20 protein-coding genes and 3 pseudogenes are annotated in these 26,215 nt (G+C 39.6%); 8 read left to right on the forward strand and 15 right to left on the reverse strand.

The window, feature by feature from the left end; translation table 11 throughout:
• Window positions 1–351: 351 nt before the first annotated feature.
• Window positions 352–879 carry a helix-turn-helix domain-containing protein gene (locus GUY17_RS18905; protein WP_123776727.1) on the reverse strand — a complete coding sequence of 176 codons (528 nt, stop codon included), beginning with the start codon at window positions 877–879 and terminating at the stop codon, window positions 352–354.
• A 218-nt stretch (window positions 880–1,097) separates the two neighbouring features.
• Here GUY17_RS18905 and GUY17_RS18910 point away from each other — a divergent pair, with 218 nt between their 5' ends.
• From GUY17_RS18910 to fdxA, 3 genes are read left to right on the forward strand one after another with little or no spacing between them, the layout of a single operon-like run.
• The gene (locus tag GUY17_RS18910; protein ID WP_123776728.1) at window positions 1,098–3,416 is read left to right on the forward strand and encodes a molybdopterin-dependent oxidoreductase; all 2,319 of its coding nucleotides are present in this window, start codon (window positions 1,098–1,100) and stop codon (window positions 3,414–3,416) included.
• Between the two features lie 14 nt (window positions 3,417–3,430).
• Window positions 3,431–4,204, forward strand: a complete 774-nt coding sequence (locus GUY17_RS18915) for a ferredoxin--NADP reductase (RefSeq protein ID WP_162024008.1) — start codon at window positions 3,431–3,433, stop codon at window positions 4,202–4,204.
• Between the two features lie 25 nt (window positions 4,205–4,229).
• Window positions 4,230–4,553, forward strand: a complete 324-nt coding sequence (fdxA, locus tag GUY17_RS18920; protein WP_123776730.1) for a ferredoxin FdxA — start codon at window positions 4,230–4,232, stop codon at window positions 4,551–4,553.
• 122 nt (window positions 4,554–4,675) lie between these two features.
• Here fdxA and GUY17_RS18925 read toward each other — a convergent pair.
• The 5 genes and pseudogenes from GUY17_RS18925 to GUY17_RS18945 all read right to left on the reverse strand — a co-directional run.
• Window positions 4,676–4,912: pseudogene (locus GUY17_RS18925) on the reverse strand (IS3 family transposase); the annotation flags it as partial.
• Between the two features lie 16 nt (window positions 4,913–4,928).
• Window positions 4,929–5,198: pseudogene (locus GUY17_RS18930) on the reverse strand (transposase); the annotation flags it as partial.
• A 479-nt stretch (window positions 5,199–5,677) separates the two neighbouring features.
• A complete protein-coding gene (locus GUY17_RS18935; protein WP_254439836.1) occupies window positions 5,678–8,392 on the reverse strand; it encodes an EAL domain-containing protein in 2,715 nt (904 codons plus the stop codon).
• 282 nt (window positions 8,393–8,674) lie between these two features.
• Entirely contained in the window at window positions 8,675–9,694 is a 1,020-nt protein-coding gene (locus GUY17_RS18940; protein ID WP_162024009.1) for a DUF4382 domain-containing protein, read from the reverse strand.
• Window positions 9,695–10,179: 485 nt separating this feature from the next.
• Entirely contained in the window at window positions 10,180–11,820 is a 1,641-nt protein-coding gene (locus GUY17_RS18945; RefSeq protein ID WP_162024010.1) for a diguanylate cyclase, read from the reverse strand.
• Window positions 11,821–12,113: 293 nt separating this feature from the next.
• Here GUY17_RS18945 and GUY17_RS18950 point away from each other — a divergent pair.
• A pseudogene (locus tag GUY17_RS18950) lies at window positions 12,114–13,235 on the forward strand (ISAs1 family transposase).
• A gap of 223 nt (window positions 13,236–13,458) precedes the next feature.
• Here GUY17_RS18950 and GUY17_RS18955 read toward each other — a convergent pair.
• The 8 genes from GUY17_RS18955 to GUY17_RS18990 form a co-directional block, all read right to left on the reverse strand.
• On the reverse strand, window positions 13,459–14,025 hold the full coding sequence (locus tag GUY17_RS18955; protein ID WP_162024011.1) for a recombinase family protein: 567 nt from the start codon (window positions 14,023–14,025) through the stop codon (window positions 13,459–13,461).
• A gap of 162 nt (window positions 14,026–14,187) precedes the next feature.
• Window positions 14,188–15,288 carry a site-specific integrase gene (locus GUY17_RS18960; protein WP_217351056.1) on the reverse strand — a complete coding sequence of 367 codons (1,101 nt, stop codon included), beginning with the start codon at window positions 15,286–15,288 and terminating at the stop codon, window positions 14,188–14,190.
• A complete protein-coding gene (locus GUY17_RS18965; protein WP_217351057.1) occupies window positions 15,272–15,709 on the reverse strand; it encodes a helix-turn-helix domain-containing protein in 438 nt (145 codons plus the stop codon). The genes GUY17_RS18960 and GUY17_RS18965 overlap by 17 nt, the downstream gene beginning before the upstream one ends.
• 51 nt (window positions 15,710–15,760) lie before the next feature.
• On the reverse strand, window positions 15,761–15,958 hold the full coding sequence (locus GUY17_RS18970; RefSeq protein WP_123883096.1) for an AlpA family transcriptional regulator: 198 nt from the start codon (window positions 15,956–15,958) through the stop codon (window positions 15,761–15,763).
• Between the two features lie 130 nt (window positions 15,959–16,088).
• Window positions 16,089–17,087: a hypothetical protein gene (locus GUY17_RS18975; protein ID WP_162024012.1), complete on the reverse strand. Its 999-nt coding sequence runs from the start codon at window positions 17,085–17,087 to the stop codon at window positions 16,089–16,091.
• 252 nt (window positions 17,088–17,339) lie between these two features.
• Window positions 17,340–18,542, reverse strand: a complete 1,203-nt coding sequence (locus tag GUY17_RS18980) for a tyrosine-type recombinase/integrase (protein ID WP_162024013.1) — start codon at window positions 18,540–18,542, stop codon at window positions 17,340–17,342.
• 216 nt (window positions 18,543–18,758) lie between these two features.
• Window positions 18,759–20,396, reverse strand: a complete 1,638-nt coding sequence (gene groL, locus GUY17_RS18985) for a chaperonin GroEL (protein ID WP_011639075.1) — start codon at window positions 20,394–20,396, stop codon at window positions 18,759–18,761.
• 57 nt (window positions 20,397–20,453) lie between these two features.
• Window positions 20,454–20,744 carry a co-chaperone GroES gene (locus tag GUY17_RS18990; protein ID WP_011639076.1) on the reverse strand — a complete coding sequence of 97 codons (291 nt, stop codon included), beginning with the start codon at window positions 20,742–20,744 and terminating at the stop codon, window positions 20,454–20,456.
• Window positions 20,745–20,958: 214 nt separating this feature from the next.
• On the opposite strand from GUY17_RS18990, the gene GUY17_RS18995 reads away from it, so the two are divergent.
• Window positions 20,959–22,389 (forward strand): MATE family efflux transporter, encoded by a 1,431-nt coding sequence (locus GUY17_RS18995; RefSeq protein ID WP_162024014.1) that lies wholly within the window; start codon window positions 20,959–20,961, stop codon window positions 22,387–22,389.
• Window positions 22,390–22,479: 90 nt separating this feature from the next.
• Complete coding sequence (locus GUY17_RS19000) at window positions 22,480–22,872, forward strand: hypothetical protein (protein WP_162024015.1); 393 nt, start codon at window positions 22,480–22,482, stop codon at window positions 22,870–22,872.
• Window positions 22,873–23,042: 170 nt separating this feature from the next.
• Here GUY17_RS19000 and GUY17_RS19005 read toward each other — a convergent pair whose 3' ends face one another.
• On the reverse strand, window positions 23,043–23,693 hold the full coding sequence (locus GUY17_RS19005; protein WP_162024016.1) for an FxsA family protein: 651 nt from the start codon (window positions 23,691–23,693) through the stop codon (window positions 23,043–23,045).
• A 228-nt stretch (window positions 23,694–23,921) separates the two neighbouring features.
• On the opposite strand from GUY17_RS19005, the gene cutA reads away from it, so the two are divergent.
• Both cutA and GUY17_RS19015 read left to right on the forward strand, forming a co-directional pair.
• Entirely contained in the window at window positions 23,922–24,248 is a 327-nt protein-coding gene (gene cutA / locus GUY17_RS19010; RefSeq protein ID WP_162024017.1) for a divalent-cation tolerance protein CutA, read from the forward strand.
• Window positions 24,245–26,107: a protein-disulfide reductase DsbD gene (locus GUY17_RS19015; RefSeq protein ID WP_162024416.1), complete on the forward strand. Its 1,863-nt coding sequence runs from the start codon at window positions 24,245–24,247 to the stop codon at window positions 26,105–26,107. Before cutA ends, GUY17_RS19015 begins: the two co-directional genes overlap by 4 nt.
• Window positions 26,108–26,215: the final 108 nt, after the last annotated feature.

A 26,215-nucleotide genomic window follows, 5' to 3' on the forward strand; every position in this document is an offset into this window, starting at 1 on the left:
TCTCAGAGGTAGTAAGTCGCTCGCTATAAATAGCCAAATTTAGCAGTACTAACGTCATCAAGCTGTTCTCAATCTCTAGTTTGGAGTGAATACGCTAAATTTCTTCAAGCCAAAAAGCCTTTTTGACGCCACTTCGTTGCCCACGGTTTAACATGACCATGATGCCCTCCTTTTTGTTGCTTGGTCATCACGATTGTAGTTAGTATTTGGACATTTTCGGGTTACTATTTTTTGTACATCATTGAACTTTTCGATAAATTTTTCTATCCCAAATGTAAAATCAACTACAAATCAGTGGACAATTTTGCTAACCCAGTACAAACCAAGTATTGACGCTATAATATTTTAGCTTTATTTATTAAAATCTTGAAAAGCTCTACTGTATAAATTGATATCTGTTTCTTTTACTTCGCCACGATTCAATTTTTTTTGTAAACCAGGGCCTACACGCATTGTGGTATTAGTCGCATCTATTTGTTCATGGCAATGGCTACAAGATAATATGGGCTTAGCATGTTCACCACAGTTTTTATGGACGTATTCGACTGGTGCTCCATCGGCATCGGCAGTCCATTTATCTCCCCAAGCAGTAATACTGAGTAGCACTGGATAAAGCTCAAGCCCTCGTTCGGTGAGCTTATACTCAAATCTATTGTATTTTTCATCATACAAATGCTTATAAATTATTTCTTCTTCTACCAACCTATTTAATCTATCAGATAGCCTGTGTTTAGTAATACCAAGAGATTGCTGTATATCAGAAAACCGGCGAATTCTCATGAATATTTGTCGGACAATTAATAATGTCCATGAATCGCCGAATATAGATAAGGAACGGGCTATAGAGCAGGTTTGAGTATTAACTTGATCCCATCGCATAAATAAAACCTTTGAAAACCATGAAATGCTATCCCAAATTATACTTGACAAGTTCCATTTTGCAACCCTATTATAATCAAGGTTCCAATATAGAACTCAACTGACCTTTTTGTACTGTTCTTTCTCTTTTTAGATCCATCTTTTTGGATTGAGTATCAGATGTAGTTTCAAAAATCGTGTAATTGTCATATTAATTTTGTAGATAACCGGAGGCAAAAATGTCACAAGAGAAACAAAAAGCACTGTTAAAAAAATCATCTTGCATTCTATGCAGTGTTAATTGTGGTCTAGACATTCAAACTGGCGGTGAAACAGGCAGAGAGCTTTTAAAAATTAAAGGTGATAAAGATAACCCATCATCGCAAGGTTACCTCTGTAATAAAGCTGCCCGTCTAAATCATTATCAAATGGGGCAAGATAGAATTAATTCTCCTATGCGACGTAAAAGTGACGGTAGCTATGAAGCTGTCTCATGGGAAACAGCAATCAAAGAGGTCGCGTCAGGTTTAAATAAGGTCAAACAAAACCATGGTGGAGATAAAATTCTTTTCATTGGCGGTGGTGGCCAAGGTAATCATCTTGGTGGCCTTTACAGCGATGGCCTGCAAAAGGCTTTAGGTGTGCGCTACCGTACAAATGCTTTAGCGCAAGAAAAAACGGGCGAGTTCTGGGTGAGTGGTAAAATGTTTGGTGGCGGCCCTCATGGCGATTTTGAAAATGCTGAGGTCAGTGTGTTTTTAGGTAAAAATCCTTGGCACACACATGGTTTTCCACAAGCTCGCACGGTATTAAAAGAAATATCAAGAGACCCTGAACGGGCCATGATCGTTTTAGACCCCTGTGTTACCGATACCGCTAAAATCGCTGATTATCACCTTCAACTTCAACCTGGAACAGATGCTTGGGCGTTATCAGCAATGATTGCGATTGTAATCCAAGAAGAGCTGGAAGATACAACATTCATATCAAATCATACTGAAGGGTTTGGTCAAATTCGTTCTCACTTTGCCCATTTAAACATTGCTGAGTATTGTAAAATAGCTCAATTAGATGTTGATTTAGTGACTCTGGCAACTCGTCGATTAGCTAAGGCGAAATCAGTCTCAATATTTGAAGACCTGGGTACGCAGCAAAATATTAATTCAACATTGGTCAGCTACCTCCAACGCATTTTATTTGTTATTACTGGAAACTTTGCAAAAAAAGGAGCTGCCAATATTGGTGTTTCTTTATTATCAGTATCTGATGCAAGCAAGGGTGACGTCTCAGTAAAGGGCACCCAAAAAAATACTAATTACAAAGTAAGCCCAGTGCTTGGCTCAAAAGTCATTATTGGTTTATTGCCGTGTAATGAAATTCCCGATGAAATATTAACCGACCATCCCAATCGATTTAGAGCAGCAATTATTGAAAGCTCCAATCCTGTTCATTCCTATGCCGATAGCGGGCGAATGCGCGAAGCAATGAAAGCGTTGGAGTTCACTGTAGTGATTGATGTTGCAATGACAGAAACAGCCAGCATTGCGGATTATATTTTACCTGCATCAAGCGCCTATGAAAAACATGAATGTGTCTTTTTTCAAATAGATTTTCCTAGGAATACTTTCCAATTACGCCATCCAATTGTTGATAAGCTGGCAGGCACCAAAATTGAAGCTGAAATTCATACTTTATTACTTGAGGAATTAGGGGCGTTAAAACCTGCTCATACAGCTATTTTACGTGGAGCTGCAAAACTAGGTCGACGAAGCTTTGCTCTTACTTTCACTGCATTACTTAAATTTAAACCAGAGCTGATGAAAGTATTACCTTCTTTATTGTACCGTTCTTTGGGTCACACTCTTGACCAAGGAAACGCTGCATCTGCTGCCCCTTTTTGGGCTTTATGTCATCAATTTGTTCGTAAAAACCGAAAGTATGCTGCCAATGCAGGATTTACAGGCCCGCTATGGGAAGCCGGTGAAAAAATGTTTGATACCTTATTAAATAGTCCATCAGGCTTTATATTTTCAGATTCAGGAACTGACTATAGCGATACTTGGAATCGTATGACTAGAACTGATAAAAAAATTCAACTATATCTACCAGAACTGTTCCCACAAACTTGTAATTTAGACACTAGTTTACTGGCTTGCCCAAAAGAGTTCCCCTTCATTTTGACCGCTGGACAACGACGAGGTGAAACGGCAAATACAATCATTCGAGATGCATCTTGGGATAAAAATAATAAATCACCTAGTTTATATATTCACCCAGAAGATGCAGATAAGTTAAAAATTGAATCCGGTGACCAAGTAAAAATAAGTACTCAAACCGGCTCAGGACAAACCCACGCATTCGTTACTGAGCAGCAACGGCCAGGATTTATTAGCTTACCCAATGGCTTGGGGCTTATTTACACCAATGCACAAGGTGAAACGGTTCAAATAGGTATAGCACCAAATGAATTGACATCATCAGACCGAAAAGATTTTTTTGCTGGTACCCCTTGGCATAAATATGTTCCTGCCAAATTAGAAAAATTATCAGAAGTTTAATATAGGGAATTAAGATGGCTTTTTATTACCAAAAAGTACTTGAAGTAAAGCACTGGAATGACACGTTGTTTAGTTTTAAAACCACCAGACCTGAAAGTTTAAAGTTTCATAATGGCCACTTTGTCATGCTCGGATTAGAAGTTGAAGGTAAACCTTTAATGCGAGCATACAGCATAGCGAGTGCTAATTATGCTGAACACTTAGAGTTCTTAAGCATAAAAGTGCCAGACGGTCCATTAACCTCTAGGCTACAACATCTACAAAAAAACGATACGGTGATGGTCAGTATGAAACCAGTAGGCACATTGGTTATACATGACTTAACCCCTGCGAAAAATTTATACTTATTTGCTACAGGAACAGGGTTAGCCCCCTTTATGAGCATCGTTAGAGATTTTGAAACCTATGAACGCTTTGACAAAATAATTCTCGTTCATGGTGTACGTTATGTTAGTGAACTGGCTTACCACGACTACCTTCTTAAAGAGCTGACTGACGATGAATATATTGGCGACATGGTGAAAGAAAAACTTATTTATTATCCAACCGTTACACGAGAGCCATTTAAAAACCAAGGTCGATTAACAGATCTGATCACTAACGGTAAGCTCTGTAAAGACATAGGTTTAGCGCTATTAACCCCAGAAACTGATCGTGCCATGATTTGTGGCAGTCCTAGTATGCTCAAAGACACGTGCAAACTTCTAGACGATTTAGGTTTTAGGGCTTCAACGCACACAGGTGATGTTTCTGATTATGTTATTGAACGTTCTTTTGTTGAAAAGTAATTAACGATAAATAAGGGGAAGTAATATGGCATTTTATGTAACGGATAACTGTATAAAGTGTAAGCATACTGATTGTGTTTCAGTGTGCCCTGTTGATTGTTTTCATGAAGGTGAAAACTTTTTGGTCATAAACCCAGATACCTGTATAGATTGTGCACTGTGTGAACCTGAATGTCCGGTGGGCGCGATATACAGCCGCGAAAGTTTACCTGATAAACAAAAACATTTTATAAAAATAAATGAAGAATTAAGCCAAAAATGGCCTGTTATTTCAGAACAAAAGTCACCACTCCTTGATGCAGAAAAATGGGATGGAGTTGCAAACAAAGTTGAATTTTTAATTCAATAAACAGATTAATCTTACTAAGGTATATGATTTTTTCATTCTAGATGATGTTGTGCAAGCGGCGTTTTTCAAGACAGTTGTCGCCTAAATTGTTAAGCAGCTTCTTTATGTTGCTCTGGATCTAACTACGCATCGCCTGTTGGCTGCCAGTTTGGCTCTTCTTTTGACCATCGCTCTGGATGTTCATTTCTTTTTGTCTGATACAACGCTTTTCGCTTCGCCAGTATTCCAACATCAAGACCATCATGTCTCTGGTTTGGTGTCACAAACTTAATCCTGCTATGGCGATGCTCGTTGTTGTACCAATAAACAAATTCATTGACCCATTTACGCGCTTCATCTAACGATTTAAAACCTTCACTGTAAGCGTCCGGCAAACTACGCCTTGCCTAGTTTAACCTGCCAGGGTAAGAGGCTGTTGAGGTCACAATTAGGGTTTGATAATTGCTCTAAGCAGTGTTCGATGTAATCGAACGGGGTGAGTTCATTCGCTTTGGCCGTTTCTATGATACTGTACAAAATGGCACTCGCCTCTGCGCCACGGTGGTTGTGGTTAAACAGCCAGTTTTTGCGCCCTATCACAAACGGTTTCACAGTCCGCTCTGCACGGTTGTTGTCGATATTAAGTTCGCTGTTTTCTGTATAACGGCCACGCTAAATTGAAAATGGACATAAACGATTTAGAACGCTAGTTCTGTTTATATCTATCCAGATAAGGTTTTGTATTGAAAACGTCTAAGTAAATGGCCATACTCACTTCGCCACTACAAACCTCATAATCCGCAATCTGCTCTTGTACTCACCTCTATCGCCAAGACATTACCTAGATGACGTTTATGGGAAACTTAATCTATAATATTGTTATTGAAAATGTTTTAGCTACTTCGTGAATCTTCCAGATAGGAAGATATTTTATGGTGAATAAAATCCATAACCTGCTTGGTGGAGAGGTTAAACAGGCATACCCTCTTATTTAGAATAGTGACAAGTTAAAAAAACTGCGTGAGTTGATCGATGAAGTGACTAACTATCCAAGTAAAAAAACAAGCTGCAACGCCATCGAAGCGTTTAGACTATATGGTGTCTAATGCTGTTGGAATGGTTAATGGATACACAGTTCTTTAACGTTACAGAATATCGTCGATGGGAACAGGTCTGCCGATCTCATAACCTTGGGCGAAATCAACTCCCATATCCTTTAGTCGCTGTCTAATAGCATCATTCTCAACAAATTCAGCAATTGTTTTCATACCCATAACATGACCAATATCATTGATTGATTTAACCATAGCTTCATCGATAGGATCGTCCAAAATATCTTTAACGAACATCCCATCAATCTTCAACGTAGTCACGGGTAAGTTTTTCAAATATGCGAATGAGGACAAACCACTGCCAAAATCATCCAGCGCAAATTGACAACCAAACTCACACAATGTTTTGATAAATAAGGTTGCATCCCGTAAATTACTAATCGCAGCCGTTTCTGTTATTTCAAACTTGATCATACTGGGTGGTAAATGATGCAATGTGATCTGCTGCATAATATGGCTGAGTAGCGCACTACTCCCTAACGATGCGCCTGACAAGTTGATCGCTAAATGATCAATATCACCTAAATGTTTAAAATGTAGTTCCATCCAAATTAATGTATGGTCAACTACCCAACGGTCTATCGCTTCTGACAAGTTATAGCGTTCTGCTACAGGCAAAAATGCGCCGGGGGGAGCAATATCACCGCTTCGTGTGCGCAATCGGAGTAATACCTCATAAATGCGCTTTTGCGTTGGATCTGAAAGTGACACTATCGGTTGGGCATAGAGTTCAAATCTATTTTCATTCAACGCATATTTGAGTTCATGAACCCAACGGAATTCACCATCGCGCTTGGCTAATAATTCATCGTCAAGTTGATAGAGATGGATACGGTTACGGCCTAAATCTTTAGCGGCATAACAAGCTGAATCAACACAAATTAATATTTCTTTGGTATTTTTTGTTTGACTGTTAATTTCAGCAACACCGATACTAGCACTGATGCTAAATATATTCTTTTCCCACAAAAACTGATAATTCGCAATTAATTCTAGTATATTGTGCGCTGCGCTCTGGGCTTGTTCGAGACTGCATTGCATCATTAAAATGGCAAACTCATCACCGCCTAAACGGGCTAATATGTCTTTTGGTTTAATATGTTTACTTAACAACAGACCTAATTGACACAGCATTTCATCTCCGGCCATGTGGCCGCAGGTATCATTGATGATTTTGAACTGATCCAGGTCTAAAAATATTAATGTATGAGTAGTCTTATCTTGTTGTGAAGATAATATGCATTGAGCAAGTAGGTTTTCAAATTCATAGCGATTAATTAATCCTGTCAGCATATCGTGAGTTGCCTGATAGGCTATTTTTTGAGAAGCCAGTCTTGCTGTAGTTACATCTACTTGAATGCCAATAAAATGGGTTATAGCACCATCATTGGTGACGGGTACAACGCAGACTTGGGCCCAAAACAGTTCACCATTTTTTTTACTATTTTGTAATTCACCGCTCCATTGTTGACCTGATAATATCGTTGCCCAGAGTTTTTGATAAACACTATCAGGCGTATAACTTGATCGAAAAACATTAGCTTTCTTACCGATAACTTCGGCTGCGGTATAACCTGTTATGTCGGTAAACTTAGGGTTCACATGTTCAATAATACCGCTTACATTTGTTATGAATATACTCTCAGGACTGTACTCAACCACCATAGATAGTTTTTTCAAGTCCTCAGTACTTTGCTGCTTTTCTGTGATGTCATTAAAGACACCAATACCGCCTTCTAACTCTCCAGTATTGGAATAAAGTGGGGCGAAATTTGCGTGTAAATACATAAACCGTTGGCCGGATATTGATGTATAAGGGCCTTCAAAAACACTCACTTTACCTTGCAATGACTGTGTCACCATGTTCAGTAATTCAGGATTTTCAAGCCGCTCAAGCATGTTAAAACCAATCAGCGTATCCCTTTCTGTCAGGAGGATTTCTTCAAAACGTTTATTGGTTTTTTTTATCACACCCTTAATATCGTAATGCATAATACCAATTGGGGAATATTCAAAAATTGATGCTAGCTTTGCTTCACTTTTGAGTAACTTAGATGTTTGTCGTGCTATTTTTTTTGCCAGAAGCCTAACTTGCCGACGAGGCTCTAAGCTAAGAGTAATAATTAAGGGGCAGGCAAATAATAAAAATAAAGCCGAGATGATTAAATTGGAATATAAGGCCTCATTTAATAGTGTGTCGATATGGCTAATTGAAATGTCAGCACCAACAATATATACGCTACCATCATCGGCATTAACAGGTATGAGGATACTACGAAAATCGCCCCATTTATCTCTACTTTCATGGATTTGACTCTGACGTTGTTCAAACATAGCCGGAATATCTGATGCGGCATCGTCATAATATTCAAAATAATTAAACGCAAACGTATTGGATTCTAGCTCAGCATCAGAGGCGCTTGAAGAGGTGTAGAAAATTTTATTATTTCGTAAGATAAGAGTATAGAGATAAACAATATCAGTGCGCTGAGTATATTCTGATAACGCTAAGGTAATAGCAAGATCTTGTTGCTCAGACAGATCTTTTTTGCTCATATCCTTACGATGCAAATCCTTGGGAAGAATCGAAGGTATCGTCAGAGTTGCATTTTCTAGCTGTTGATCCAGCTCAGAATACAGGTGTTGTTTTTCTTTGAAATAATTGACTGCAGAAAAAATGACTACCCATATTACATATAGCGTAATAGCAAAGTAGATACGGAAGTTATTTTTAATTGGCTGTAACAAAATAATATCACTATGTGTTATGGGTCATGAAATTGACTTGTTAATATTTTCATATCAATAAATAATAGAAATAGGCGATATGAATATTTTACATTCTTCAGCTAATCACCCAACCTAAGTACCAAATTATGTAGGTGTAGAGCCATCAGTTTTATGTTAACTAGCTGCCATCGAACGGGTATAACAAGTTTTCTATCATTGTAAGTGATTAATTAAGCAAGGCGTCTCTTATAGACACCTTGCTATGAGAAAGCTTTAATGAGTGATAATGCTTTCTTCAATCTATGGGTTAAGTATGTCAGCAAAATCGCCATTGGCGACAGTGCCATTGGTCACTATCACAGCTTGTTTGTCTGCATAAATGAAGAAAGGCTGGTTAATATCATCTGGAGTATTATTGACATCAGGATCATCATGTTGAGCGACACAGGTGTAACCCACGCTGTAGCTACCCGCAACGACAAAACCAAATTCATAACCTTGACCAATAACTTGATTGTTTTGGTCGACAATGTCATTGACTCTAGCGGCTGCAATCGGTGCAGTTATTGGGGCTACAACGGCCTCACTTCTGAAATCGCTCATATTGTCGAGCGCGGTTGCATCGGAATATAAATAGACTGCCTGGCTAAAGATACTGCCACCGGCGGCAGTTTGACATTGTGTTGTCAGGTCTGCGGGGATATTGCCTTTAATCGCGCCGACTTCAGCATTGTTATATAACTGCACAGACGTTGGCTTTAGGGTCCAGTAGTCTTTATTTCCGTGAGGGTCTTGTAAGCCACTGTTTAGATCAAATTCGGCCACAAAGCTGTTTATACCGGCAGCGATAGTGAAGGTTTTATTAAAAAATAAACGCCCTGTATCGGTATCATCCGCACCCACACCGCCACATGAGCCATTGCTGTTGGTTGTCAGACCATGGAGATTATCATCCAGGGTTTTCACATAAGAGCTATCGGCATTTGGCGTTTCACTTCTTTGCATGTAAATACACATTTGGTATTCGCCGACAGGGATACTCTGGTCACTCACTAAGGTTTCAACTGCGGTGCCTTGAAATTCAAGTAAGTTGACTTGCTTTAATGCGCCATTGTCAGACACGTCAAATGAAATGCTGCCAGCATCGTGTTTCAATACCACTTGTTTAAAAGCGATCGTCACATCTTTAGCGTCACTTGGGTTATCTGAGACGCCTAAGCTGAATACTCCCATTTTCGGCGCCGTTGTGCTGTCGTCACCACCACAGGCGACAAGTAAACTGGAGAGGGAGAGTGCGACAAGTTTATTAACTATTTTCATGGTGAATCTTCTTTTAAATTAGAGGAATAACGTTGTCGTAAAAACCAGCTACTATCTTAATTTTTCGCTCATTCTATCGAGTATGATTACGTTTGCAAGCGTCAACTTTTTGAAAAGCGTCAATAGATTAGCGCTATTTAATCGAACGAAGGTCGACACATTAATATTGTAATTAAAGTCATCAAGATAGAAAACTTTTTATCGCAATAATAACAATGGACCGTCAATATTAATTATCCATCATAATGAGACGTGCGATTAAAGTGTTCAGCCAAATCAGAAAGATTCATGCAATACTCTTTTAAACAGATTGTAAAATCACAACGGCATTAGCGAGTCAAATAGCTTGTTAATTTAAATGAAAAACGTTCACGATCTCGCCCTGGTAATCAACCCCAGCCATGATGCTTCGTTTAAAAAAACTATCAATGTATAAGATTTTAAACATAAAAAATATAATTTAACATTAAGTTAACCGTAAGTTGTCACATTAAAGAATTTTTATTATTTTCATCATAATCAACGAATACGACCTGATTTCTTCCATATTTTTTTGCTTGGTATAAAGCGGTGTCAGCTTTTGATATTACACTATCAATATTTAATGGCACATTATAATTTTTTTCATTTTTAAATAAACACGCACCCGCACTTATTGTTATAAATGGTTTTACATGAGACTTACTATGTTCTATATTTAACATTTTAAATGATTCAATTAATTCAGAAACAATAAAATTACAACTTTCATTTTCATTTATGGCGCTTACTATCAAAAACTCTTCACCTCCATATCGAACACAAATATCTGTCTGTCTTTTAAAAAAACTTTCTAAATGTGTCGAGACTTTAATTAGAGCCCCGTCACCAGCCTGATGACCATAAAAATCGTTATAGAACTTAAAATAATCTACATCTATCATAATTACCATAAAATCGATATTAAACCTAGTAAAGAAAGGTATTTGTTTCTCAAAATATAATAACAATGCTCTTCTATTTGCTATATTAGTTAATGGATCTAATAGAGTATTTTCATTCAAGGTTTTATTTTGTGCATTTACCCTATCAATTAATTCATTGAAATACCTGTAAACAGTATATATTTCTGTTATATCGTTCTTGTTTTCGATTTTACTTAATGTACAACTAATATTTTTGTGGTTATTATTTGAGGTTTCTCTAATTTTATTTGCAAGAATATTTATTGGTTTAGTAATTTTTAAGCTAAAAATTGAAAAAATTATATACAGCATCCCCATTAATAATAATATAAATAACAAACTTTTCCAATCCAACCATGATGGGTTTACGCTATTAGGGTGTTGCATTGTTAATTTTCCGATTGGATTATTCCAAACATCGTGTAAATACAATTCCGTTTCACTTGATATTTTTGGTTCTGGCTTTACGTCTAGCCAATCACTTCCTGAATATAACGTGCTTCCACCATTAAAAGGAGCATAATTTATATTCGTAAAAGTAAAACTTGCCATTTCATCAACCAAATCTTGATCGAATATTTTCAATATTATTAAATATATATTGCCATCACCAGTCTTATTGCTTTTTTTTATTTTTACTGAGCTAAATAAAGTTGGACCAAAATTAGTCACAATCAAGCCAGTATAGCTAGGCGTGTCATATCGTTCTATTGCAGAAGGTGATAGATTAAGATAGTTTTTTATGCCTTTATTATCTGGGAGAAAAAAATCAATTTCACTCTTTGTTTTAGAATTAAACCCTGATTTAAATAAAACTGTATTGTTATCGTCGATTAAAATAAATCCATCTATTTTCAAATTTGAGAACACTTCAACATTAAGGTTATTTTCTATAAAATCAGCATTAAAATCTTTTGAGAACGCATAAGTATCATCCCAGATAGCATAATCATAATTAATTGTATTTATTCTTTCAATTTCACGATTCCCAGCTAGAGCTAAAGAGGCAAGTTGTTGGCTAACACTTAACTTTAGTGCACTTTTAAGTTGGGGTATTTCGATGAAAACCCTATAACCGAATACCGCAAATGAGAAAGACAATAACAACAATAAAAATATTCGGCTTTGTAATTGCCCAATGGAAGTTAATCTTTTAATTTTGTTTTTTTTAATTTTAATCATTCTATTTCCAATCTAATTTTTAGCTATTTAGTTTTAATTACATTATCATTGCCAATTACATCAGAAAAATCATTCAAACAAAAATAAACATTGATTTTAAAGGAATTATTTAATTCATTCAACAAATACATGACAGTAATGCTGACATTATCGATAAATTCGTATCACCTATTCTTTTCCGGGGGGGGGCTGATCCCAGGGCGAGATAGTGAACGTTTTTCAATCAATTTAACACACTATTTGACGTTAACATCTCGCTATAATCTTATACTCCCTTTTTTCGGGAGCACATCATGCATATTGACCGCTTCAAAGAGACTTTTCAAACCATAACTGACCAACGCCAAGGGGCTAAAGTGACCTATTGCCTTTTTGAGGTTTTGTTTGGTTCTCTATGTGCTGTTATCGCAGGAGCTAAAGGCTGGTTTGATATTCGAGAATACATACTTTGACATCATAATTGCTTTAAAACCAATAACCTATTTGTGAGTGGCATTCTTGCTGATGACACTATAGCTCGTATCATATCAACTATAGAACCAGAACAATTCCACCAGTGTTTTATCAACTGGATGTCATCGATACACACGCTTACGGAAGGCCAGGTGATTGCTATCGATGGAAAAACGCTTCGAGGGTCATACAATCGTGAAGACAGAGCCAGTACCATACACATGATTAGTGCCTATGCTTCATCAAACAAATTAGTGCTTGGCCAACTTAAAACAGAACAAAAAAGCAATGAGATAACTGCCATTCCTGAATTGATAAAGATGCTAGATATCAAGGGGGCTTTAGTGACTATCGATGCGATGGCTTGTCAAACAAAGATAGCCAAAACCATTGTGGACCAAGGCGGTGACTATCTGCTTGCTGTTAAAAGTAACCAGGGAAAGCTGCGCGAAGCGATAGTCAAAGCCTTCTCTTTCAAGCGAGCCAACAATACAGACAAATCCACAATTGAACAGGGCCATGGGCGTACAGAGTGTCGCCAGTGCTATGTTATTGACAGTACAAACTTAATCGGTGACTTTTCAAAGTGGAAAGGGTTAGAAAATATCATTATGGTTGAAAGCTGCCGCCTTGAAAAAGGAAAACCAATCGAGCTTGAGTACCGTTATTACATCAGTTCTAAGGAACTAAGTGCTGAACAAGCTGCGATAGCCGTTCGAGAACATTGGGGCATAGAATCAATGCACTGGGTGCTTGATGTCAGTATGAGTGAGGATGCATGTCAAATATACAACGCTCACGGGGCGGAAAATCTGTCATGTCTGCGTCATATGAGTTTGAATATGCTACGAGCTGAGCCGACGAAGATAAGCATTGTTGGAAAACAAAAGCGATGCATGATGAATCCATTAATGCTTGAGGCAGTATTAAAGGCTGGATTTAGCGGTAAGGTTAAAAATTAAGCACTCATGCGGTAGCCCTGCTGATGGACTACCCTCAATTGAAGCTTATTTATCTCCAAAAAAATCGTGATGATAGGTAATCATAAATTTTATCTTTTTTATACTCATGTGACCGCTAACTATTTAGAAACATCGCAATTATATATACGCTTATCGCCTATAGGTATTGATCCAATAGGTTTATCTGATAATCCTGACCCTGCTTTATAGAGATATTTAGATATTACTTATTCCAGTGCCTTTTTACGGTAGCAATCCCCAAACCTAATGCTTCTGCTGCTTTAAATTGAGATAACCCCTCAGCTTTCTTTGCTTGAACTGAATGAGTTGTAGCGTGGGCTTCTGGTCTACCAAGCTTTTTGCCTTGGGCCTTAGCTCGCTCTAGTCCTTCTTTTGTTCGCTCTCTAATCCGGTTACGCTCGAATTCAGCAAAGGCTGAGAACATTTGCAGCATAAGCTTACCCTCAGCACTTGATAGGTCTGCTACGGGGAGATCAAGGCATGCAACCTTGATACCTTTATCTGTAAGCAGGTTAATTGTGTTTTGTACGTCAATGTTGTCTCGGCCTAAACGGTCTAGTTTTAAGACCACCAGCATATCACCACTTTCCATCTGGTGATTGATGAGCATCTTGAACTTTTCGCGCTTCATAGCTTCAACAGATCCAGAGATTGTTTCACTGATGGTACGGGCATGATTCACCTCATACCCTTTCTGTCTAATAGCAATAATTTGATTCTCGGTTGTTTGCTCAGTTGTTGAAACGCGACAATAGGAAAAGATACGCATTGGTCACTCACTTTTGTGGAAGGTATCAAATATAGGGGTATCATATAATTAAAGTACCATTAAAGCTACACCCTAATTTTATGATACCGATAATAGATAGAAAAAGCTGGTATCAATATACGAATGTTTTTTGATACCAGATTTTACGGTAGATTAAGTAAGCTACTTCGCTATCATCTTCTGAAACTCCATAAACTGCTTAATTTGGTCTTCCATATCTGGCGAAGTATTTTCAGCAGGCTTTGATAACTTGCGCAACAACTCGGCTTGTTTGTAGTCTGGTACATCACCATAACTATAAAAACTGGTCAGCACGCTTTCATGCCCTAAGTTTTGGCTCCATGCTTTAAACTCTTCAGGCGTTCGACAAAGTTTTTCACCTAGCCTTACCAAAGTGTTACGAAAGCTGTGCGGGTTAAAGTAAGGCAAACCAACTGCTTCAAAGGCTTGTTTAAACACTTTGCGGATCGGAGTTGCATTACTCCAACTCTCCTTAAGCAAGCCTACTGCTGTAAACTGTTGGTTCTCGTTATGCGCAAGCTTAGTCTTGGGAAACAAGGGGGCATTTTGCTCATATCCTAGTTCTTTCACCAAGTACTCAATCCATTCACTCAAAATCTGTGATGGCAACTCACCTACAGGGAAAAAGTAAGTAATAAACGTTTTACTGAATTTGGTCTTAACCTCCCTTGCATCTTGATAGAAGCTTTGCTCCACAAGGTCAATATGCTTTATCTTAACTGAAGCAACCGCCCCATCTCTTGCACCAGTTAATAGAACGAACGCAAATAATGCTCTATCACGCATTTCTAATGCTGTGTCACATGGCATAGCTTCCAAAGTCTGCAAAACTTGCTCAACCGTTGCCACACTTCTTTTACGCTTAGCATTTGCAATACGGGTATCTTTTTCAGATAGGTTAAAGTACTCGATATCGCTATAGTTTATTTTTGCTCGGTAGCCTTTTTGCGTTACCAGAAATTGAAAAAAACTTTTCAAATGTCGCATGATTGTCAGCACCGTTGCCTTGCTTAAAATATCACCAGTGATCTGTGACTTTTTACAAAGAAGTTCCTTCTTAAATGCGATTGCATGCTTAGCCCTGAACTTCTTAAAGTCGAGGTAATTTGTTGCTTCTTCAAACCGATTAATTGATTTCAACGCACCATCAATCGTTGATGCATCTAGCTGCTTTGCTTCCTTCAGAAACTTAGCATATTCGTATAGAATTCTGGTGTTTTTAGCACTATTTTTTTTCATCATTAAAACCCTCAGCTAAAGGATAATTTAAGGGCCTTTGACCTCTTAGGATTAAGTGCTTTTCAGCTATCGGTAATTTCCCTCCAAGCTCCGTCCAAACTTGGTTAACGTCACGCCAAGAAGCGAACTTATTTACCCTCTGTTGACACTCAGCACAGCGTCCTGTCATTTGAACCATGCCTCCAGGTTCAGCTATAAACTCAAGTGATTCAATAATTGGCTTTTGAGGCTGTTTGCATTTAAAACAGTACATTTCATTAAGCTCACATTTATGCAGATATGTTTTGCGCTTCTGTTTTAAATACAGCTTCAAGTCTGCACCTTGAATTAACAAGGGACGGCGATCATCGATAACTTGCAAGCCAGCATGAATCCAATTACGCACAGTTTTGGGGTGAACTCCCAAAGCCTCACTGACATCCATAACTGTATAATTGCGATTGATTTTGACTCTTATTAGGGTTAATTCGCTTACTCATTGTTTAGCCCCCTTAGATGCAGCAATGCGCTCATCAAGCCATTGTTCGATGTCAGCCTCCAACCAACCAACTGCACGCTCACCTAAAGAGATTGCTTTGGGAAAGATACCTTTAGTCATGTGCAGATAAATGGTGCTAGTGGATAAGCCTGTTCTGGTTTTAACTTCAGGTAAACGGATTATTTTTTTTGACATGGTAGTAACCTTTAAACATTAATGAATTCGTTTTGAAGGTTATTGGATTTGATCTGAATAAAAGCCGAATTCGGTTTTAGGATTCCGAATTCGGTTTTGCAATTACAATTTAACTTATTGACGCTGGTATTTATTTAATACGAGATTCAACAGCTGGATCTATTTGTTTTAATATCTTGCGGATGGTGTCATCACTTAAGGGGGTTGATTGCTTATCAGTCATCGCAGCGAATGATGTTGAAATCCCTCTTTGGTTCCAATCGTATTTATGCTCTGCAAGCACTGCGGCTAGCAGACACAGGATTGAGTTTGTGGCATTAGTTTCTGATGCTTTACTCTGTGTAGGCTGATCTTCCAATGATTGAATAAAACGCGCCAGTTCACCTGTTTTAATGACAAGTTGGTAGTTGACATCCCCTAAGTCCAAATAGTTGTCACTTTCAACATACTCACCACTTTCATATGGTATAAGAGCCCCATTCAGTGCCATAAACTCATCAAGTTCAGCAGGGCTTAAAGGGTCTAATGCTAAGCTGTTATTACTGTGTTTCAGGTCCAGAATACTTAAGCCATTTGCTCTCAACAAGTTGTCTAGCCTAGCTTCTAAAGCTGTGAGATTGTATTGGTTCCCCTCAAGCTGCAGGCTTGTTTGAATTCTGAAAATAAAATCATCACGCTTCAAGAAAAGGTTATTTATTGCGTCAAGAGTCGGCTCTGGTCCACCAACCTCTTTTTGATACAGCTTGTCTATTTCATAAGACTCTATGCCTATCATGGCAAGGTCCCAGACCCCATCAATGACATGAACCTTTTTATCGAAAGCAAGCCACCTGTTTTCACCGACCTGAAGCTCATCATCTAAACAGAGAAAATATGGATTCTCTAAGGCTGCGTTAGTGGCAAGGTTATAATCAACTTGAAAGCTATTTAAATCACTGTTTTGCGGAGTAATGTATTGCCCCCCCCTAGCATATGCATGGCTGTTAAGCCTGACTGACATTGTTAAGTGCTGATCTAGTACCAACCTGTAGAGATCAGCTAACGATACAGGCTCATCTATAGAAGTTGATAAATGTTTAGCAGCTTCTTCAATCGTTAAATACTCTTTTAATTTAAATAACTTACTCATTTACGATTTTAGCCCCTTTACTCGATTTACAGGTAAGTCGTTTACTCTGTCAACCTAATGTATGGAAAGTGACTACAAATAAGATCCGATCCAAGCAGTAGTCCACAATCCCTATGCTGGCATAAAAAGCGTCTTATTAATGTGAATAGGTAGTAAGTTTGGCGAGAATAGGAGGTAGAAATACGAATTAGGCGTTATCAAATGTTAATCATTTTTTAATTTAAATGTATGCTCATTATTGGCGCCCTCTTGTTACTCTATACCTGACAATTCATCCAGATAATTTGCCCATTCCTGCATTAATTTTGTTCTTTCTGCCAGATAAATCGAACGGTTATAAGCTCTTGATGTAGCAGTGCCTGTCAAATGAGCAAGCTGCACTTCAATCACATCATGATTCCAGCCTTTTTCATGCAAGATGGTCGATGCGGTGCTTCTAAAGCCATGAGCAGACATTACATCAGCTGGGTAACCTAAATCTCGTAGCCGATTGGTTAATACGTTTTTACTCATCGGTTTACTACTGTCTCTTTGATTTGGAAACACTAGTTTAGAGTAGCCCGTTACAGCTTTAACCTCTTTTAAATGATGAGCCACTTGCTTTGACATCGGCACTATATGTTCTCGCTCACGCTTCATTTCTTCAGCTGGAATTCTTATCAAAGAATCCTCAAAATCAACATATTCCCACTTTAGGTTTCTGATCTCCGTTGGTCTTAAAAAGACCCTAGGAATTAATTTAAGCGCTTCAACAGCGCAATAGTTACCAGATTGCGCTGTATCAATATCTTTAATTAGTTGAGCCAGCTCATTCGGCTTAACGATAGCAGCCCTATGTTTAACTTTTGGCAGTGGCTTTAGTATATCGCCTAGTGGTAATCCTTGAGCGGGGTTATTGCGAGTTAACCTATGTGCTAGTGCATACCCAAATACTCGATTTATAACAGCTAATATATTAGGTGCCTTTTTAAGTGTACCAGCGGCTTCAATAGCCAACATGAGTTCAGTAATATGCCCTGCATCAATCTCTTCAATGTGGAGATTACTTATACATTTAGAGTCCACCAGCAACCAGCGTTTGATTCTACTGGCATGATCTTCTGACCAAGAACCTTTTTGTTGTTCCCACCACTTTAGTGCAATAGTTGAAAATAACTTGTCTTTCGTCGTCTCTTTTGTACGCTTCCTTTCCCGTCGTTCGTCCATCGGGTTAATACCGTGAATTAAAGAAGCTCTTGCTTCTTCGGCCAATCTTCGAGCTTCACTTAGGGGTATGGAGGGGTATTTTCCTAAAGCCATTTCCTGATACTTACCTGCATGTCTGAACCTAAGCCGCCAGAGTTTAGATCCACTTTTTTTAACCAATAAAAACAAGTTATTACCATCAGATTTTTTAATCTGCGACTTATCATCAGGGCAGGATATATTCTTAACTTCTTGTACTGTTAATGCCATTGGAAAATCCTAAGCAGGGTACAAAATGAGGGGTATCTATATTTCAAGTACTCAATTTAAGGCAACTATAAATTGTGATACCCCTCATTAACACCTAATAATTCTAAGAACTAGTGAGATATTATGGGGACTTATAGGAAGTTAAGTCAACAAAAAAGCCCGCAAACTATGAGCTTACGGGCTTTTCTAGGAAGTGCTAGTATTTGGGCAATACGTTTACATCATGCCGCCCATTCCGCCCATACCACCCATTCCGCCCATGTCTGGCGCAGAATCTTGTGGTACTTCAGCAATCATCGCTTCTGTTGTGATCATAAGACCAGCAATAGATGCGGCGAACTGTAGTGCGCTACGAGTTACTTTAGTTGGGTCTAGGATACCCATTTCTAACATGTCACCGTAAGTGTCGTTACCCGCGTTGTAACCGAAGTTACCTTCACCGTTTTTAACAGTGTTAGCCACAACTGATGCTTCTTGACCTGCGTTAGTTGCTATTTGACGTAAAGGCGCTTCCATAGCACGTAGTGCGATTACAACACCGTGCTTTTGGTCTTCGTTCAATACTTCAACATCTTTAATTTTGCTTGCTACGCGAACAAGGGCAACACCACCACCGGCGACCACACCTTCTTCAACCGCTGCGCGAGTTGCATGCAATGCATCTTCTACGCGCGCTTTTTTCTCTTTCATTTCAACTTCTGTTGCTGCGCCAACTTTGATGACTGCAACACCGCCAGCTAACTTAGCCATACGCTCTTGAAGCTTTTCTTTGTCGTAGTCTGAAGTTGAATCTTCAACTTGTTGTTTGATTTGCGAAACACGTGCAGAAATTTGCACTTGGTCGCCACTACCATCGATGATTGTAGTGTTATCTTTAGTGATGATTACGCGCTTAGCTGTACCTAAATCTTCTAGAGTGGCTTTTTCAAGTTCTAGACCGATTTCTTCAGCGATAACAGTACCGCCAGTTAGGATTGCAACGTCTTGAAGCATTGCTTTACGACGGTCGCCAAAACCAGGTGCTTTAACAGCAGCTACTTTAACGATGCCACGCATGTTGTTCACAACTAATGTCGCTAAAGCTTCGCCTTCAACGTCTTCTGCAACGATAAGCAATGGCTTACCTGTTTTAGCTAGACCTTCAAGGATTGGCAACAATTCACGGATATTAGAAACTTTTTTGTCTACTAATAAAATGAATGGGCTGTCTAATTCAATGCTGCCAGTTTCTGGCTTGTTGATGAAGTATGGTGATAAGTAACCACGGTCAAACTGCATACCTTCAACAACGTCTAATTCGTTTTCAAGCGCTTGGCCTTCTTCAACGGTGATAACGCCTTCTTTACCGACTTTTTCCATTGCGGTTGCAATGATGTCGCCGATTGACTCGTCAGAGTTAGCAGAAATTGTACCTACTTGAGCAATGGCTTTAGTGTCTGAACATTCTTGAGAAAGTAGTTTAAGTTCAGCAACGGCTGCGATAACTGCTTTGTCGATACCGCGCTTAAGGTCCATTGGGTTCATACCCGCTGCAACTGCTTTTAGGCCTTCAACAACAATAGCTTGTGCTAATACTGTTGCAGTAGTGGTACCGTCACCGGCAGCATCATTGGCTTTAGAAGCAACTTCTTTAACCATTTGTGCGCCCATGTTTTCGAACTTGTCTGTTAGTTCGATTTCTTTAGCAACTGACACACCATCTTTGGTGATCATTGGCGAACCAAAGCTTTTATCTAAAACAACGTTACGACCTTTAGGGCCTAAGGTTACTTTAACTGCGTTGGCTAGGATGTTAACGCCTGCAAGCATTTTTACGCGTGCGTCGTTACCAAATAAGACTTCTTTTGCTGCCATTTTTTGATGTTCCTTTAAATTTAATGATTAATTGGAAAGTCGATTGATGCGTGAGGCTTAGCCTACGACTGCCATCAGGTCAGCTTCTGACAGGATTAACACTTCTTCACCGTCAATTTTTTCTTTCTTCACGCCGTAACCTTCATTGAAGATCACTACGTCGCCCACTTTAACGTCAAGTGGTGTAACTGTGCCATTTTCTGAGATACGACCGTTGCCTACTGCAAGGATTTTACCGCGAGTTGATTTTTCTGCTGCGCTGCCTGTAAGCACGATACCGCCTGCAGATTTAGATTCAACTTCTAAGCGTTTAACGATAACGCGGTCATGTAATGGACGAATATTCATCTATGAACTCTCCTAATGATTTGATGCCCAAAAAGCGAGGCTATTGACTAACAAATAAGGGTTTCCCCCTTGATGCATGTGATATGGGGGTGACTGGTCACAGATCCAAGGGGAATTTTAAAAATAATTGCACTTTTTTTACGTCTGTTTTATTAAAGCAATGCTAATCCTGATAGAATTCGGCTCCTTTGAAACATCAAACGTTTGAGAATAGATGAAAGACAGACACGGGTTGCTCAGCGCACCTATTGGTCGTGTACTGCTTAACATGACTTTGCCTAACCTGATTGGGATTATGACCATTCTAGGTGGCAGTCTAGTGGACATTTTTTTTATTAGCCAGTTGGGTACAGATGCACTGGCAGCAGTGAGCTTTACGTTTCCGGTAACCTTAGTGATTACCAGTATCGGCATTGGCATTGGCGCGGGTGTGTCAACCAATCTTGGTCGTTTGATTGGATCTGGGCATGCGCCCGAATCCAGAGTGTTTTTATTTGATGCCTTGTGCATGACACTGGTGATTATTTGGGGCTTGTCGATACTCGGCTGTGTGTTTATTGAACCTATTTTTAGTTTGCTTGGTGCTAACGGTGCCAGTTTGCCATTAATTAATGACTACATGTGGTACTGGTATTTAGGCGCGCCTGCCTTAGTGCTATTAATGGTGGGTAATCAAGCATTACGTGCCACAGGTGACACTCACTCACCGGCTAAAATTATGATGCTGGCCGCCATTATAAACCTGGTTCTCGACCCGTTACTTATCTTCGGCATTGGCCCTTTTCCGCGTTTAGAAATTCAAGGCGCTGCTATTGCGACCACACTCTCTTGGGTAGTGGCAATGTCATTTGCTGGCCACTTGATTATTGTCAAACGTAAACTGGTTCAGTTTGCTGAGTTTGATGTGGGTCGATTAATTTTACATTGGAAAGTCTTATCCCATATCGCCCGCCCAGCGGCGTTAATGAATGTAATAAATCCTATTGCCAACGGCATTATAATGGCCATGTTGGCACGGATTGATCATGCGGGTGTGGCTGCCTTTGGTGCCGGAATTAGGCTTGAGTCGGTACTGTTGATTGTGGTGATGGCGCTGTCGTCGAGTCTAATGCCGTTTATTGCCCAAAACTTAGGTGCCAGCCAACCTGAACGCGCCAAAAAAGCCTTATTGATGTCGTTGCGATTTGCTTTTGTATTTCAAACAATCTTGTTTATTCCGCTGTATTTTTATGCGGAACCTATCGCAAGACTGTTTACTCACGACCCACTGGTTATAGAGTGGCTGAGTTTTTATATTATGGTATTGCCTGCCTCTTATGGGCCACTTGCCATTGTTATTATGGTTGCCACTAGCTTAAACGCTTACCATAGGCCGTTGAGTTCACTGGTGATTAACTTGTGCCGCTTAATGTTATTAATGTTACCGCTGGCGGCGCTAGGCTCGTATGTTGGTGGGGTGAAAGGTATTTTATTGGCGTTACCCATTGCGAATACATTGATGGGGATAGCTTGCTATTACTTGGCTACTCAAATTAGTGAGCCAAAAGAGATTAAGCACACGGTGCCTTGTTCAGATAATTCAATAGCCACTGACGGCGAGCAAGACGACACTAATAAACCAACCTCTCGCCTGGGCGAATATTAAACTGTGTTAATAATGGCAGCCACACTTGCTTTTTAATCTGTGTCAGTGGATTAATAACACTATATTACTTGCAATAAATCTTGGTTTAACATGAAAAAATCCATTTACGCCGCCATGCTCTCTGGCATTGTTTGCCCTGGCAGTGGCCAGATTTGGTTGGGTAAAAAGCTACTCGGCTGGGGATTTATCAGTGTCAGTATGGTGTGTATTTTGGTGATAATGGATCAAATTATTAGCCGTGCACAAGTGATTGCGGAGCAAATTTTAGCAGGCAATATCGGCAACGATTTAACTTCTATTTATGCTGCGGTATCCAACGTTGCCATCGACAGTAGCTCAACCATGCCGATACTCACTTGGATATTTTTAGCCAACTGGGGATTAAGTATCATCAGTGCATTTTGGTTTGGTGCTCAGCAAGATAAGCAACTCCAGCGGCAAGCCGATTCCGAGACAGGCGCAAAAACAAAAACAGCCAAGTAATGCATCTGCACTAGTCGGCTGTTTACGTTATATTTGATCAAGTGCTAAGCGCGGCGCTTAACAAAACACGCTCTACACATCACGGCAAATCACAGATCAAACTTGGTCTTGTTAAATAAGCTGGTATTACCATAATGTGTATTAAGATGGTGTGTCATAAGTGGTGCGTATTAAGACGGCTTGTCGTCATCTTTGGGCTTAATAGGCTCTACATCTATAATATCGTCACGATTGTCGTCATGGCGCTTATCTTTAATGTCATCATCACGATCATTGTTAATGTCATCATCAAGATCAACTACTTCAATTTGATGGCTACGTGGACGATCATTTTTATGTTCAAAATCACCGTCGAAAGTGTTGCCCTGTTGATCAAATGGCTTTTGCCCTGCAAATGGACCGGACTGTCCAAAAGGACTTTGTCCGCCACCAAAGCCAGGGGGAATACCACCATTAGCCACAACACGAAGTTGCATACGTTTGTATAAAAACGCCGCGATAGGAGCGCGGGTAAATGGGGTTAATAAAATTAAGCCAATAAAGTCGGTGACAAAACCAGGAATAAGCAATAACACCCCAGCGGCAGCCAACATCATACCTTCAACAATTTCTTGCCCCGGAGCTTCACCTCGGGCTAATTTTTGTTGCACACTCATTAAAGTACTAAGGCCTTGGCTGCGTACCAATGACACTCCAACAACCGCGGTAAATAACACTAACGCGACCGTGGTCCATGAACCAATTGAGCTGGCAACTTCAATGAGTACATTGAGTTCAATAACCGGTATTAAAACAAATATTAACAATAAAATAAAAAACATATTGGCCTCTAAGGATCGCTTTTTGATAGAGTGACGACTTATAAGATAACAGAGTGGCGACCTGTAAAAAAACTGTTGCCGATGAAACTTAAATGGGGGTGAACGGGTCTCTTTTCAAGACGCGTCACGAATATCACCTCAGTTTAATGAAAATGCGTTTAAAAAAGCGTACTGTGATGACCTTGTGCATGATAACAGCATTAGCTTAAGTAAACTTTAAGACAACTTATGTATAAACCTGAACTGCTATTGATATTAACCACTTGCCCAGATGCTGACATTGCAGCCAGTATTGCGACTGCATTAGTAGAGGCAAAGTTAGCGGCATGTGTACAAATAGGCCAAGCCGTTGAGTCAATTTATTATTGGGACAATAACATTTGTCAGTCACACGAAGTGCCAATACAGATAAAATGCATGGCAATTGATTACCATGCAATTGAACAGCTCGTGATCACAATGCATCCTTATGAAGTACCAGAATTCATTGCCACTCCAATTACCGGTGGTTTTGGCCCTTATTTACAATGGATAAAAGACAACTCACCATCATGAAAAAACTCGTCGCCATATGCCTGACATCATTGTTAATGATGTCATCAATGATACTCGCGCCAGCAGCACACAGCGCTAATGTGTTGAGTAATAAATTTAGCTTTTTAAGCAGCGAACCTGAGTTAATGAAGGTTAACGATGCTTTTGTGTTTGATTACCAACAACAAGGTAATCAGCTCAAAATCAATTTTGTGATTGCAGAGGGCTATTATTTATATCGCGATAAGCTGCAGTTTTCGGTCGACGGTGCGGTGATTGGTGATATTGAATTACCTCATGGTAAAAACCATCATGACGAATACTTTGGCGACCAAGAGGTGTTTTACTCGTTTGTTGAAATCCCTATCGCGTTTAAAGAAGCCCAAGCCGATGCGGTATTTCATGTCACCTTTATGGGTTGTGCAGAAGGTACCTTGTGTTATCCGCCAACCAAGCACGATGTAACGTTAGCAGCGATTGAAGCAAATGACGGCACGTTAAGCAGTAAAAAAGTGATTGGCGCACCTGATGATGCGCAAGCATCAACAACGGCAACCGATGCACCAGCGGCACCGATTACTCAGCAAGACACGTTAAACCAAATGCTCCAAAACGATAGCCTATTATGGACTTTAGTTATTTTCTTTGGTTTAGGTATTGGCTTAGCATTAACACCGTGTGTGTTTCCGATGTACCCTATTTTGTCGGGCATTATTGTTGGTCAAGGCAAGAAGCTCTCTACCGCTAAAGCCTTCACCCTATCAATGGCCTACGTGCAAGGCATGGCCATTACCTATTCATTATTAGGATTAGTGGTTGCCTCTGCCGGACTTAAGTTTCAAGCGGCATTACAACACCCTGCTATTTTGATTTTCTTGGCGGTGATGTTTGTGCTGCTGAGCTTATCGATGTTTGGCATGTACGATTTAAAGCTGCCATCGAAGTGGCAAGAAAAAATGAACTCGATGTCGAACAACCAAAAAGGTGGCAACCTTATTGGTGTGTTTATGATGGGGGTGATTTCAGGTTTAGTCGCTTCGCCTTGTACCACGGCGCCGTTATCTGGCGTGCTGATTTACGTGGCGCAGTCTGGTGATTTACTGCAAGGCTTTTTAGCGCTGTATGTACTCAGCATGGGTATGGGTTTACCGTTATTAGTGATTGGGACTTCGGGTGGCAAAATTTTACCGCGCGCAGGAGCGTGGATGGACATTATTAAAACCATCTTTGGCTTCTTACTGATTTCAGTTTCTATTGTAATGATTGGTCGTATTTGGCCTGGTTTAGTGTCCGATTTACTTTGGTCAGTATGGGCAATAAGCTTAATCGCTTACTTAATGCATCAAAACAGGTTGTCAGAATTTAACTGGAAACAAAGCACTCGTGGGGTGTTGTTATTACTGGCTTTAATGGCAAGTTTCTCATATGGTTTCCAAGCATTAATGAGCAGCTTTGGTCATCAATCCTCAAATATGACCCAAACCAGTATTGATGGCAAAACCAACACCGAAGCCAATCACTTTATCCGTATTAAGTCGCTGGAAGACTTAGAAGTTGAATTGGATAAAGCCAGTATTAGCGGTAAAACGGTGATGTTAGATTTATACGCCGACTGGTGTGTGGCGTGTAAAGAATTTGAAGCCATTACCTTTAAAAATGCCGACGTGGAAACGCGTATGAACCAAATGGTGTTATTGCAAGCTGACGTGACTGCCAGCGATGACATTGATATCACCCTTTTAGAACATTATGGCGTGTTAGGTTTACCGACATTGTTAATGTTTAATAGCGACGGTGAGCAGCGTGAAGACTTGCGGGTTACCGGCTTTATGGGACCAAAAGACTTTGCTGCTCATTTAGATATACTGTTAGCAAAGTAAGTTAACAGACCGACTTAACAGACTAAGCACATTAACTTACTGGGCTGAGTGAATGTGCAAAGTGAGAGCATTCATCAAATCAACTTAATTAATGATCGCATGTTGTGC

It is taken from the genome of Shewanella sp. Arc9-LZ (assembly GCF_010092445.1).
Taxonomy (GTDB): Bacteria; Pseudomonadota; Gammaproteobacteria; order Enterobacterales; family Shewanellaceae; genus Shewanella.